This is a genomic window from Leucobacter sp. GX24907 (assembly GCF_053567335.1).
Genome location: NZ_JBSGPD010000001.1, coordinates 53989 through 67435, shown reverse-complemented (window position 1 = coordinate 67435; position 13447 = coordinate 53989). Strand labels below are relative to the sequence as shown.

The 13447-nt window shown below is 62.8% G+C and carries 11 protein-coding genes; 8 read left to right on the top strand and 3 right to left on the bottom strand.

What is annotated here, in order from left to right:
• Positions 1 to 34: 34 nt before the first annotated feature.
• Complete coding sequence (locus ACUYV6_RS00350; RefSeq protein ID WP_449276663.1) at positions 35 to 256, bottom strand: heavy-metal-associated domain-containing protein; 222 nt, start codon at positions 254 to 256, stop codon at positions 35 to 37.
• Between the two features lie 205 nt (positions 257 to 461).
• On the opposite strand from ACUYV6_RS00350, the gene ACUYV6_RS00345 reads away from it, so the two are divergent.
• From ACUYV6_RS00345 to ACUYV6_RS00325, 5 genes are all read left to right on the top strand, one after another.
• Positions 462 to 839: a BlaI/MecI/CopY family transcriptional regulator gene (locus ACUYV6_RS00345; RefSeq protein ID WP_449276662.1), complete on the top strand. Its 378-nt coding sequence runs from the start codon at positions 462 to 464 to the stop codon at positions 837 to 839.
• A gap of 66 nt (positions 840 to 905) precedes the next feature.
• On the top strand, positions 906 to 1664 hold the full coding sequence (locus tag ACUYV6_RS00340) for a M56 family metallopeptidase (protein WP_449276661.1): 759 nt from the start codon (positions 906 to 908) through the stop codon (positions 1662 to 1664).
• Between the two features lie 165 nt (positions 1665 to 1829).
• Positions 1830 to 5321, top strand: a complete 3492-nt coding sequence (gene mobF, locus ACUYV6_RS00335) for a MobF family relaxase (RefSeq protein WP_449276660.1) — start codon at positions 1830 to 1832, stop codon at positions 5319 to 5321.
• Positions 5322 to 5514: 193 nt separating this feature from the next.
• On the top strand, positions 5515 to 5850 hold the full coding sequence (locus tag ACUYV6_RS00330) for a hypothetical protein (protein ID WP_449276659.1): 336 nt from the start codon (positions 5515 to 5517) through the stop codon (positions 5848 to 5850).
• 243 nt (positions 5851 to 6093) lie between these two features.
• A complete protein-coding gene (locus tag ACUYV6_RS00325) occupies positions 6094 to 8379 on the top strand; it encodes an AAA family ATPase (protein WP_449276658.1) in 2286 nt (761 codons plus the stop codon).
• On the opposite strand, the gene ACUYV6_RS00320 is transcribed toward ACUYV6_RS00325, so the two are convergent.
• Together ACUYV6_RS00320 and ACUYV6_RS00315 are read right to left on the bottom strand one after the other, a co-directional pair.
• Entirely contained in the window at positions 8376 to 8726 is a 351-nt protein-coding gene (locus ACUYV6_RS00320) for a helix-turn-helix domain-containing protein (RefSeq protein WP_449276657.1), read from the bottom strand. The two genes, ACUYV6_RS00325 and ACUYV6_RS00320, sit on opposite strands and share 4 nt — an antisense overlap.
• A 210-nt stretch (positions 8727 to 8936) precedes the next feature.
• Positions 8937 to 9389, bottom strand: coding sequence for a tyrosine-type recombinase/integrase (locus ACUYV6_RS00315; protein WP_449276656.1), 453 nt, complete (start codon positions 9387 to 9389; stop codon positions 8937 to 8939).
• 74 nt (positions 9390 to 9463) lie between these two features.
• On the opposite strand from ACUYV6_RS00315, the gene ACUYV6_RS00310 reads away from it, so the two are divergent.
• From ACUYV6_RS00310 to ACUYV6_RS00300, 3 genes are read left to right on the top strand one after another with little or no spacing between them, the layout of a single operon-like run.
• Positions 9464 to 11563: an MMPL family transporter gene (locus ACUYV6_RS00310; RefSeq protein WP_449276655.1), complete on the top strand. Its 2100-nt coding sequence runs from the start codon at positions 9464 to 9466 to the stop codon at positions 11561 to 11563.
• Entirely contained in the window at positions 11529 to 12812 is a 1284-nt protein-coding gene (locus ACUYV6_RS00305; protein ID WP_449276654.1) for a sensor histidine kinase, read from the top strand. Before ACUYV6_RS00310 ends, ACUYV6_RS00305 begins: the two co-directional genes overlap by 35 nt.
• Positions 12809 to 13429 carry a response regulator gene (locus tag ACUYV6_RS00300; protein ID WP_449276653.1) on the top strand — a complete coding sequence of 207 codons (621 nt, stop codon included), beginning with the start codon at positions 12809 to 12811 and terminating at the stop codon, positions 13427 to 13429. The genes ACUYV6_RS00305 and ACUYV6_RS00300 overlap by 4 nt, the downstream gene beginning before the upstream one ends.
• The last annotated feature ends 18 nt before the right edge of the window (positions 13430 to 13447 follow it).

The following is a 13447-nucleotide window of genomic DNA, read 5'->3' as shown; positions in this document are numbered from 1 at the left end:
CTTGGCACCTTCGGTGAGGCGGTCAGCGTTCGACTCAATCGTCGTCGCCCCATGATGTCAGCTCGTACCCAGCCTCTGCAACGGCGTTCTCCAATGCGGATCGTTCTAGGATCCCACCGACACTGACTACCACCCGACCGGTAGTCGCATCGATCTCAGCATCCGTCACGCCCGGGACTCGGTCCAGCTCCGCAGCCAACGCCCGCTCGCAATGCGCACACGTCATCCCATTGACTTGCAGCACCAGGTCATCCATCACGTCACCCGTCCCTCACATGTCGACATGAAGCTCGCACGTAAGTCTACAAGATGTCGAGTTAGGTCGCGCTGAGAACCAGGACTCTCGCCAACTACAAGTTGTAGACTAACTCTGCGACCGAGTATTCGCAGTTGCGATCAGAAGGTAAACGAACTGAGGACCTACAGCTGTAGGTGACTCACGAACTCGAGGAGGTGACGCGGTGACCGGAGCACGTACTCGCAGGCCGGGAGAACTTGAAGAAGCTATCATGCGGCTGCTGCGGGAGCACGATCGGCCGTTGAGCGCACGAGAACTGCAGGACATGTTCACGGGGCGTATACCCGCATATACAACCCTGATGACCGCGCTCACTCGACTCGAAAACAAAGAGCAGGTCATTCGATCCGGCAATTCACCCCGAAAAGTGCGATTCCATGCTGCCCGCTCCGATGAACAGCATGCGAGCGAGACGATGCTGACCGCACTCGGCAAAGCAGGAAACCGGAAGGCGGCGCTGCTCGCGTTCGCCGGAAACCTCGATGAAGAAGAAGTCGCCCTCCTCAGCGCCGCTTTCGGGAAATCACGCCGGAAGAGCTAATCTACGATGCTTTGGTGGATTTTGCTTTGCTTTGCTGCCGCTGCAGCGACTGCACTGCTATCCCCATTGCTTCTCACCGTCGGTCGGTGGCAACTGCTGCATCCTCGAACCGCGCTGACGGCATGGTTCGGGGCGTTCTTCCTGGGCCTGCTCCTTATTCTCGGCGGGCTCGCGGGTAGTGTGCTCGGTGCCGTCGCCGCTTCGGAATCCGTCTCGACGAGAGAATCAGTCTTCCTCACAGTAGCGGGCTGGCTCGGGCTTGGGGTTTTCGGGGCAATCGTTGCCCTTGTCTCGGTCTCGGTCGAACCCCTCGTCGAACTGAGCAAGCAGCGGACTGCCGCGCTTGCACCGATTGCGTCAGCTCGTGAACAGCACGGACGTTTTGCGCTGGTTCGGTTCCACTCATCTGAACCGGTCGCGTTCACGGTGCCGGGGCGGAGACCGGAGATCTTTCTGTCCTCCGCGGTGGAACAGCTTCTCACCCCAGCGCAGCTTCGAGCCGTGATCGCGCATGAGTACGCACACCTACGACAGCACCACGGATGGGCTCTCCGGATTGCTCACATCAACACGATGTGCCTCGCGGGACTGTGGCCGGGGCGTGCATTCCAACCCGCCATCACGCTTCTTGTCGAACTCGCCGCCGATGACGCTGCCGCGCGTCAAACAGGCGCTGCAAACCTTGCAAACGCACTCACTGTCCTGGGCAACGCTTCCAGCGACCAGAGCATGCATCTTAGAGCCGCCCGGCTCACTGAAAGACGCTGGCCGCGAGCATCGCGACGACGCCTTCCCGGTGTGCTACGAAGCGTCGTTCATACATGATCGCCAATCCAGAACATGGCGCGCACCTGTGAAAATCTGTGGTCGACCCCGACTGTAGACTCTATATCGTGCTGCGCTGCCGCTTATTTCTAAGTATGTAAGGCCTGCAATCCAGAGAAAGCGCGTCGGCACACCTTTCTGTATGTGACGGTATCGATCAGAGTGATGACTGCCGGTGAAGGGTACCGGTATCTACTGAACTCTGTCGTCACCGGCGACGGTGATCGTGACGCCGCCGCAGCGCTCACGAGGTACTACCTGGAATCTGGAACCACACCTGGCACATGGATCGGGTCGGGCCTTTCCGGAATCTCAGGTGATGTCGCTGATGGGGATTCTGTGTCTGAAGAGCAGCTTCGGCGGCTCATGGGTTACGGGCAGGACCCGAGCACGGGTGAGCAGCTTGGTCGCCCGTACCGGAAGTTCGCCACCGCCACGGAGCGGGTTGAGCGTCGCGTCGAGAAGCTCCCCGAGACTCTCACGACTGAAGAGCGCGTGACGCAGGTCGGGTTGATTCAGGCTGAGGAAGCGGGGAAGCCGACTGGTGCGCCTGTCGCTGGTTTCGATCTTACGTTCTCCGTCCCGAAATCCGTTTCAACCCTGTGGGCGGTCGCCGACGGAGGGGCTCAGGCACTGATCGCGCAGGCGCACCGCGTCGCGATCCAGGACGTGATCGAGTTGCTGGAGCGGGATGTTGCTGCGACGAGGGTGGGTGCGAAGGGTCCGCGTGGTGCGGTGGCTCAGGTGCCGGTGCGGGGTGTGATCGCGGCGGCGTACGACCATTATGATTCGCGGGCGTCTGATCCGCAGTTGCATACGCATGTGGTGATCGCGAACCGGGTGCAGGCGGTGCGGGATGGGAAGTGGCGCACCCTCGATTCACGCGCGCTCCACGCAGCAGTGACTGGGCTGTCGGAGCATTACAACGCGGTCCTCGCCGACCGGATCACCCAGGTGCTCGGTGTCGGGTGGGAGGCGCGCGAGCGTGGTGTGGGCCGGTCGACGGCGTGGGAGATCATCGGGGTCTCGCAGGGGTTGATGGATGAGTTCTCGTCGCGTACCCGAGATATCGAGCAGGTCAAAGACCGCCTCGTAGCTGACTATGTGGAAAAGCATGGCAGGCAGCCGTCCCCGAAACTGCTGTGGCAGTTCCGACAGCAGGCGACCCTCGAGACCCGACCATCGAAGCAACAGCACTCCCTGAGTGACCTCACCGCGCAGTGGCGCGAACGAGCCACCCAGGTACTCGGAGAGGACGCACCGACCTGGGCCGCAGCACTTCTCGCAAATAGCGCAGCCGATCCCTTGCTGAGAGCCGACGACATTCCGCTCGATGACCTTGACGCGGTAGCTGCGGTCGTAGTGGAGCGGGTGGGTGATCGGCGGGCGACGTGGAAGCGATGGAACCTCCACGCCGAAGCTGTCCGTCAAACAATGGGTTTGCGGTTCGCCACCGCCCAAGATCGCGACACCATCACACAGCAGATAGTTGAAGCAGCTGAACACGCCTCACTCCGATTGACGCCGCCGGAGCTGACGTCAAGCCCACCCCTATTCCAACAGGCCGACGGTACGAGTGTGTTCCGTCCAAAAGCGTCCACCGTTTACTCCTCCAAACGCGTCCTTGCCGCCGAAGACCGACTCCTTACCGCGGCAGAGAATCGCACTGCGCCGACGGTGCCGCTTGCGTGGATCGAGCAGGCCGCCCGTACAGAGAACAAGGACGGGTACACGTTGTCGCCCGATCAGGAACAGGCGATCGCGAAGATCGGCATCTCCGGCCGCACTCTCGATGTGCTCGTCGGCCCAGCCGGGACCGGGAAGACCACCACCATGCGAGCCCTCCACCACACATGGGAGAGACGACACGGCCAAGGCTCAGTCATCGGGCTCGCACCCTCCGCTGCAGCAGCCGAAGTACTCGCCGAGGATCTAGGCGTGGCGACGGAGAACACAGCGAAGTGGCTCCACGAACACCGCCACGGCAACTGGAACCTCACCGCCGGTCAGCTCGTGATTATCGACGAAGCATCTCTCGCAGGGACCCTCGCCCTCGACACCATCACCACCCACGCCCAAGAAGTGGGCGCGAAGGTGCTGCTTGTCGGCGACTGGGCACAACTCGCCGCGGTCGACGCGGGCGGGGCATTCGGGATGCTGGTCCGTGAACGCGACGATACCCCGGAGCTCACTGATGTGCGCAGGTTCCGAAACGACTGGGAGAAACACGCCTCCCTAGGCTTGCGCATCGGTGACACAGACGTCATCGACACCTACCTCGCCCATGACCGCATCACCCCTGGCGGATACGAGGAGATCCGCGAACAGGCCTATCAAGCCTGGCAAGCAGATCAGGCAGCGGAGAAAGCTTCCGTGTTGATCGCCGAAACTCTCGACACCGTCTCCCAGCTCAACACCCGAGCCCGCACCGACCGGATCCTCGCAGGCGATGTCGCCCTGGACGGCGTCCGCCTGCATGACGGGAACGAAGCCTCACGGGGTGATCTCATCGTCACCCGCAAGAACGATCGCCGACTCTCGCTCGGAAGAGGCTGGGTGAAAAACGGCGACCGCTGGACCGTAACCCGAGCACATGACGATGGGTCCCTCACCGTCCGTCGATCTCATTCGAAATGGCGCACCACGATCACCCTGCCCGCCGCATATGTCGCCGAGAATGTGGAACTCGGATACGCGCTCACCGCGCACCGCGCCCAAGGCTCCACCGTGACGACGGCACATGCGATCGTCTCGTCACCAGAAATGACCCGCGAGTCCTTGTACGTCGCGATGACCCGCGGCCGGGAATCCAACCGCGCCTACATCGCCACCGACCAGCACCACCTCGAAGAACACCAGCACCGCGACGACCTACAGATGACCGCACGGAGCATCCTCTACGGCATCTTGCAACACGTCGGCGCGGAACCATCCGCCCACGACACCGTGACCGCCGAGCAAGAGACGTGGGGGTCACTGGCTCAACTCGCAGCAGAGTACGAAACCATCGCCCAAGAGGCCCAGCAACACCGCTGGACCACCCTGCTCGAGCACGGAGGCCTCAACATCGAGGTCATCGATGAGCTCGAGGATACCGAGTCGTTTGGAATTCTCACCACTGAACTGCGTCGCCTCGAAGCGGTAGGCCACGACATCGAGCAACTCCTGCCACGGATCGTGCAGGCCGGGAATCTCGACGGCGTCGATGATCTCGGGTCACTGCTGCGGTACCGGATCCAGAAGATCGCCAGCACCTACCCGCCCTCAGCGAGGAGGGAGGCGGGGCTCATCGCTGGGCTCGTCCCGCGAGCTACGGGCATCAGCGACCCTGCGATGCTGCGTGCCTTGAACGAGCGTGAGCACCTCATGAAGCAACGCATCGATACGCTCATCCAGGCCGCAATCGAGCAGCCCGCACCGTGGCTGAGCACACTCGCCGAGCGGGACCAAATAGTGCAGCGCGATGTGGTTCGCGCGGTCGTCGCATACCGTGACCGTTGGGGCATCGCTTCAACAAGCGCCCTTGGGCCGGTACCGGCCGATGATGCGCAACGCATCGATTACGAACGCACCCAAACCGCACTCACCAGACACCGAAACGACACCGCTGAGGGAACTCGAGGAGTCCCGCAGCGACCGGGTGGGCGGACGCTGTAGGCACAGTCCGCCAACCCCAGGGGGTCTTCCTTCTTTCCTGTGCTCGCCGTATCCTGATGTTGGCAGGAGCAACCACGCGCCGATCCCCGCAAGATGGGGGTGCGGCAGACCGTTCGGGAACGATCTCGGGCACTCAACCACTCAGGACCAGCCACACCGCGATAGTCCTGCGTGCGAAAGTGAGGCCCACATCATGCTCCTGAACCGGCTCTGGAACACCAGCGTCCACACCCGCATCTTCCTCCGCAGGTGGATGCCGACGAATATCCTCCTCGACAACTTGCGCACCCGACGTGGCCTCAAATGGGGAATCCCCGCGATGCTCCTCGGCGTCGTCTACCTGCTGATCGCAGTCACCTGCATTGGGCTCATTGAGCAAGGCTGGAGCAAATGGCTCTACCTGGCCTTCTTCTGGGCACTGTGGAACGGGCTGAAGTTCCTCCTCTTCTGGCCGTGGAGCCTTGTGCTCCTTGCGCGGGCGCGGATTCAGCAGACACGTCGGCACCGCGGCGCAAGTGCGCGGGCGTGATCAGCGTGTCGCGTGGTACTCCCGCTTGGTTTCGGGGATTCTAGAGTCACGATGTTGATCTCGCGACGATAGACGGCCGACCACAGGTTCCCGTCGGTCAGGAACCTCAATGCACCGGCACCGTCCCTCCCACTCTCAATCCCGCGCCCGCACCATGACAACCACCGTCGGGCGGTGGTGATGATGAGGAAAGTCACTAGGGTTCAGGGTTCCCAACACGCGGGCATCCTGGACGGCTGGTCTATGCCCAGCTCGGTGGAAGATCTTGCCCGGATCAATGTCATCTACGGAGGCAACGGCAGCGGCAAGAGCACACTGGCGCGCGTTCTGTCTGAAATGACAACCGAGGAGCCAAGCGATACCGTCCTCCACATCGATGTCCATGATGCTGCGGCGACGAAGCGGCAAGTGTCTGACCGATCAGATCCCTTCTGGTCTCGGCTGAGGGTTTTCGACAAGCAGTTCGTCAGCAAGAACTTACTTTTCGATCTCAACGGTCGCAGCGACGCCCTCCCGTTGCTCGTGCTCGGCGAACCTAACGTTCAGAGAGACCAGCGAATCGCTGAGATCGATGCCCGACTCGAAGAACTCTCTTCCACTCTGCCCGGCACACGTAAGGCCGCAGAATCAGCGAGCAAGGCTGCAAGGAAGCTTGCAACCGATACTGCACGAACGATTGGCCAAGAATTGCAGGCTGCCGGTGGTCGCTATTCCGCACGCGGTTACGACGCACGACGGGTCTCCCAAGCGCTCCCGGGAATCGACGAGGTGGTCCATCAACGCTCTGACGAGGAGATGGCAGCCGACCTCCGCGTCGTACAAGGTCAGCGACTCGACCCGACCGACTCGATCGCGCAGGTCACCTTCAACCTGCAAGCGATTCAAGATGATGTTTCGTCCGCGCTCCGGCAGACGATCACGAACGCTGCCTTGGAAGGGCTGTCCGGGAACCCGGCCAACGAGTCCTGGGTGCAGCAAGGGCTTCGGCTTCACGATCATCGCGACCAATGTCTATTTTGCGCGAGCACGATCACCGAAGAGCGTCGCCAGGCTCTTGAGAACCATTTTGACGAGAGCTTCAAGCGACTGCAGGAACAGCTCCAGACACTCGATCAGCGTCTTGAGCGAGAAGAGCAAACGCTCGAAGACACGCTGACTTCGGTCCGAGAACCGGGGCATCTCTACACAGATCTCCTGGATCAGTACCAGGCATGCGTGCGGCAGCTAAGCAACGCTGCTGAAGCGTACCGCGAACGCATTGCCGCGCTGCGTTCACAGATCGCCCAGAAGCATGCTTCGCCCTTCGGCGTCCTTGAAATTGACCATCTCCCCGGTGCGGTCTCCATTAGCCTTGAGCCGCTCAACGACGTCCTCAAGCAGCACAACACCCGGTCTGCCTCATACCAAGAAGCCGTGAACGATGCTGCACGCAGGGTCGAACACGCACGCCTGGCGTCGATCGTTGCCGACTACCGCGCGCACCTCGCGGAGGCTAAGGAGCAGTCTGAGTCCGCAGATGAGCTCCAAAAGGAACAAACAGCCCTCTCCGCAGAACGCGAACGCATCAACGTAACGGACCTTGACCCCTCACCATTGGCGGAGGAGCTGACGCGAGATGTGGCAAGCCTCCTCGGTCGCGACGAACTCGTCTTCGCCAAACAAGACGACAGATACTCGATCCAACGCAACGGTAAGCCTGCCACGGCACTCAGTGAAGGCGAGCAGACAGCCATTTCCCTGCTCTACTTCCTGTGCAGCCTGCGCGATGAAAAGACCCGCAACATCAACGCGACCATCGTCATTGACGATCCCGTTTCGAGCCTCGACCAAGAGATCTTGGTTGGCGCGTCCAGTCACCTCTGGAGCACGTTGGTCGGCAATAGTTCTCAACATCAGGTGATCCTGCTCACCCACAGTTTTGAGCTCTTCCGTATGTGGAGTAACCAACTCGACCGATTGCCTCCAAGCGTCAAGAAGGACTGCAAGTACTCGATCTATGAGCTCCGAGCCCGCTACCAGAACCGCCCCGACGGAACCACGCGCCGCCGTCCAACGATGATCTCGTGGACAGACAAGAAACTGCGGAAGAAGCTGCGCTCCCAGTATCACTACCTCTTCTGGCGTGTCGCCGACGTTCTCCGGGCCGACGCCACCGAAGGAGACCTCGCCACAGAGCTCGAGGCAAGCGCAATCATTCCCAATGCAGCGCGGCAGATGCTTGAGGCATTTCTTGCCTTCAAGTACCCCAGCAAGATCGGCGACTTCGAAGGATCTATGCGCAGAGCCTTTGAAGCCAAGGCCGTCGCCGACCCCCTGCGCCAACGAGTCACTCGATTCGTTCATCGCCAATCACACAACGAAGAAGCCGACATCAGCAAACCCGTCCGGATCGGTGAAGCAATCACCGTCCTGCGTGCAGCATTCGAGTTCATCAACGCAGTCGACCCCGATCACTTCGACGAAATGTGCGCGGCCCTCGATCTCAACGCCGCCGAGATCCTTGGCGCAGCGGACCTCGCTGGCGTTTAGCCTCGTGCGAGCTTGCGTCCGACGCGACGAGTATTGGGCCTGGACTCGACACCTGCCCGCTTCAACGCCCGCCACACCATCGAGTGACCCACGCCGAGCTCCCGTGCGATCTCACGAGTTGTCAGTCCCGACTCATAACTGCGAACCGCTTGAGTGACTTGAGCGTCTTCCAGCCCTTGACGGCGGATCCTGACACCAGCATCCACGAGCAGGTCCCGCACCGTTTCCTTGCCTAACCGATGCTCACGTGCGATCGAGATCAGCGACGCTCCGGACTGGTACGCCGCGACCATTGCCTGCAACGCATCGGTAGCGACCGGGGTTCCAGCCGTCTCAATCGGCGTCACCACAGGTCCACGAACATCGCTCCGAGGCACAGCTAGACTGGAAACCGACACGCCTTGGCCGTCGGAAGACTCGCGTGAAATCAACGATTTCAAGGCAACGAACGAGGATACAGTTTTCTCCCGGTTGGGCACGCGAATGAAATGGCCCCTGACCTGGGATTTTATCTCTCGGGTTGGGGGTCATTTCGCGTTGAAGTGCTAGAAAAAGTGCTAAGCCTTGCCGAGGTGGGCGGCGAAGCGGTCTACTGCCGACCTCTGCATGGTCGGGGTGACGTGGGAGTAGATGTTCATCGTCGTGGTGATCGTTGAGTGTCCTAGACGTTCTTGGACAACCTTGGGGTGCTCTCCGAGTTCGAGCAGCAGCGTCGCGTGGGTGTGGCGCAGCCCCTTGACCGTGACGCGGTGCAGGGTGTCGAATTTCGCGGTCGCCCACTTCAAACGGCGATCCCATCGGCTCGTCATCGCGTCGGGTGAGCGCAGCTTGCCGTCGTCGTCTCCGAAGATGTAGGCGTCGGCTTTCGCTAGCTCGAACGAGAGTTCGGCGCGGGCGACCTTGTATGAGGCGAGTACTTTCAGGGTCTCGGCGTCGACGTCGATGAGGCGGGCTTGTTCATTCAGAAGTGAAGCGGCGAATGCTCGATGGGCTCCTTGCGGATACTGCATCAGTCATTTGGTTGATCTTTGTTTCAGTCTCTTCCGCGATGTTCAGAGTCACCGTGCCTGGTGGAGTTGATGGCATGGCAGATTCCCTAGCTCCCTTAGGCTTCTCTGATCGGTTGACCTCGCGTAGAGGCGCGTGGATCGCTCTCGGTGTCGCTGTGCTCGTCATGGTTGTGATGTTCGGTGTATTCGGCGGCGCGCAGGCACCGGCGCGCAGCGGGCAGGCTCCGGTGGGGTCGGAGTCGATGCAGGTGAGCGAGTTGTTGGAGCGGTTCCCGAACGCGGATCGTCAATCGGTGCTTGTGGTCGCTTCCCGCGAAGATGGTGCGGAGCTCTCCGACGCAGATGTCCACGCCCTCGCGGCTCTGCTTCCGGTGCTGGACGCGCAAGCGGCAGGAGAGTCGTCGGGGCCTATAATCAGCGAGGACGGGCAGGCTGCGGTGCTCATCACCCCGATCACCGTCGGTGCGGACAACACCGAGACGGCCGAGGTCATCAAGGAAGTCCGCACCGAAATCAGTGCGAGCGCACCCGCGGGGCTGGTGCTGCAAGTCACGGGTGGTCCAGCGTTCGGTGCGGATATCGCGGCAGCGTTCGAGGGCGCGGACTTCACGCTGCTGCTGGTAACGATCCTGATCGTGGCGATCCTGCTGATCGTCACCTACCGTTCACCGGTGTTGTGGCTGCTCCCGCTGGTCGTGGTCGCTCTTGCCGACGGGCTGGCGGGCAGAGTGACCGCCGCCGCGGGATCGTTCTGGAATCTGGAGTTCGATGCGGGAATCGTGAGCGTGCTCGTGTTCGGTGCGGGCACAAACTATGCCCTGTTGCTGATCTCCCGGTATCGGGAGGAGTTGCAGCGCACCGAGGACGATCGGGCGGCGCTGAGCACGGCATGGCGCAAGACGGCGCCCGCGATCCTCGCCTCGAACTTCACGGTAGTGCTCGCGCTGCTCACGTTGCTGTTCGCGACCATCCCGATGACACGCGGGCTCAGTGTTCCGGCTGCGCTCGGGCTGCTCATTGCGCTGGCGGCGGTGCTGTTCGTGCTGCCGCCGTTCCTCGCGGTGTGCGGGCGCCGAGTGTTTTGGCCGTTCATCCCGCGACCGGGACAAGAAGCCAATCAGGGGCGGGCCTGGCGCGCGGTCGCCTCTCGCGTGTCAGAACGTCCCGTCGTGAGCCTATTGGCGGGGCTCGCGCTGCTCGCGGTCATGGCGACCGGATCGTTCGGCACCTCGGTCGGCCTGGATCAACTGGAGAAGTTCCGGGTGCAGTCGGAGTCTGCGAGGGGATTGGAGACGCTGTCGGCGCACTTCCCGCCCGGCGAAGCGCAGCCGACCTGGATCATCACCGACAGCGAGGCGGCGGGCGAGGTCGCAGCAGCCGCAAGCGAGGTTGAGGGTATCGTACGCGCCCACCCCGCCGGTAACACGGATGACGGCTCGTTGACGAAGGTGATGGTGACCAGCGAGTACTCGCCTGGCACGGAGCAGAGCCTCGCCCAGATCGCTGAACTGCGTGTGGCTGTGCATCCGATCGAGGGGGCCGATGCGCTCGTTGGTGGCGCGGTTGCGACGGAGTTGGACGCGCGGGCAGGCAACGAACACGACCTCCTGTTGGTCGCGCCACTGGTGCTCGCGGTGAGCTTCCTCGTGCTCCTGCTCCTGCTGCGCTCACTGGTCGCACCGGTGCTGCTGCTCCTGGTGAACCTCGCCAGCGCGGTCGCCGCGATCGGTGCAGGAGCATGGCTGAGCCGGGTGCTGTTCGGTCAACAGGCCCTCGACCTCCAGGTGCCTATCCTTGCATTCCTATTCCTCGTCGCCCTCGGCATCGACTACACGATCTTCCTCGTTCATCGGGCACGCAGCGAGGCCACGCGGCTGGGGACGCGTGCTGGCATGGTCGAGGCCGTTGCTCACACCGGCAGCGTCATCACGAGCGCCGGCATCGTACTTGCTGCGGTGTTCGCCGCGCTCGGTGTGCTCCCACTGGTCACCCTCGGACAGCTCGGCTTGATCGTCGGCATCGGCGTGCTGGTGGACACCCTCGTGGTGCGCACCGTGATCGTGCCTGCGATCTTCAGCCTCGCGGGGGATCGCATCTGGTGGCCAGGGAAGCTGCATGCCCGACGGGGAGAATATACTCATGAGCCTCGTTCACCTTCCATTGACGTCCACTGACCCGCCCGGCCCAGGCGTCGCGGGAACGACGGTGCGGGCGATGACGATCGGTCAGCACCTCATGGCAGTCGTGCTGACCGCGATCGGGGTCATCCGCGCCGTCGGCGACGGCGTGGGGATGCCCGCGGCGATCATCTCGGGTGTCGCGATCCTCGCCTGGCACACCGCGGGCACGATCCTGCCGTCGAAGACCCGCTCGCGCAGCCTCGCGGTGTGGTGGCTGCTCGGGTTCGCCGCGATCTGGATCGCCGCGGTCGCAGTCTCCGCCGAGTTTGTCTGGCTCGCGTTCCTGCTCTGGCTCCTCGCCGGGCACCTGCTGCCGCTTCGTTGGGGACTGCTGTTCTCAGGGTTCGTGCTCGCGGTCGTGATCATCGCCCCGATCCTGCATCACGGCACCACCAGCTACGCCAACATCTTCGGGCCGCTCATCGGCGGCATCTTCGCCTTCGGTATCTCCCGCGGCTACCTGCAACTCCTCCGCGACGCCGCCGAGCGCGAACGCCTCGTCACCTCGCTCACCCGAGCCCAGGCCGAGACGGCCGAGCTGCAGGACGAACTCGCACTCGCCCAACGCCATTCGGGAGCCATCGCCGAACGCACCCGCATCTCACGAGACATTCACGACACCATCGCCCAAGCCCTCTCCTCGATCCGACTCCTCGCCCACGCCGGAGCTGGCCGCACCGACGACCCCGATGCGGCACGCACCCTCGAACAGGTCGAAACACTCGCAGGCGACAGCCTCGCCGACGTGCGCCGGATCGTCGCCGCGCTCGCACCCGCGGAACTCGATGACGACGCCCTCGCGTCCGCACTGCAACGGATGCTCGACCGTATCCACGACGAGACCGGGCTCCAAGGGGAGCTGCACGTGGATGACACGCTGCCGATCTTGCCGACCGAAGTAGAAGTCGCACTCCTGCGCACCGCGCAGTCGGCGCTCGCGAACGTACGCCTCCACGCCAACGCGACGCGTGTCGTCATGAGCCTCATCGACGCCGACGACACCGTGCGGCTCGACATCCTCGACGACGGCACCGGCTTCGACCAGCCCGCCTGGGAAGAAGGCACCGATGCCGGATCGAGCTACGGCCTGCGCTTCATGCGAACCCGCCTCCGCGAACTCGGCGGCGGGCTCGACATCGAGAGCACCCCCGGTGAGGGCACCGCGCTCTCCATCCACCTCCCGATCCATCCAGACCAGGCCTCAGTCACCGTCGCCGACCCCACCACAGAGGAGAAGCCATGACCACCACCGTGCTCCTGGTCGATGATCATCCGGTCGTACGCAGCGGGCTCCGTGCTGTGCTCGACTCAGCCGAAACCGTACACATCGTCGGGGAAGCCGCCACCGGCGAAGAAGCACTCACCCTGGCAGCACACCTGCACCCCGATGTGGTGCTCTGCGACTTGCGACTCGGCAACGGCATCGACGGCATCCAGACCACTTCCGCGCTTCGTGCTCTCGATCCCGCCCCTGTGGTGCTCATCCTGACCACCTTCGATCGCGACGCCGAAATCCTCGGCGCAATCGAAGCAGGCGCAGCGGGCTACCTCCTCAAAGACATCGACCCCGAGGTCATCATCGACGGCATCCAGCGCGCCGCCGCAGGCGACACCGTACTCGCCCCCGATCTCGCCTCCCGGGTGATCAAGGGCATGCGCAGCCCGCTCCCGAAACTCACCGACCGCGAGATCGAAGTGCTCCGTCTCCTCGCCACCGGATCGGCGAACAAAGAGATCGCACGCGCACTCTTCGTCACCGAGGCCACCGTCAAAAGCCACCTCGTCCACATCTTCACCAAGCTCGGCGTCGACAGCCGCTCCCGCGCGATCCACGTCGCACAAGAGACCGGACTGATCTGATCCGACTAGACATTCACC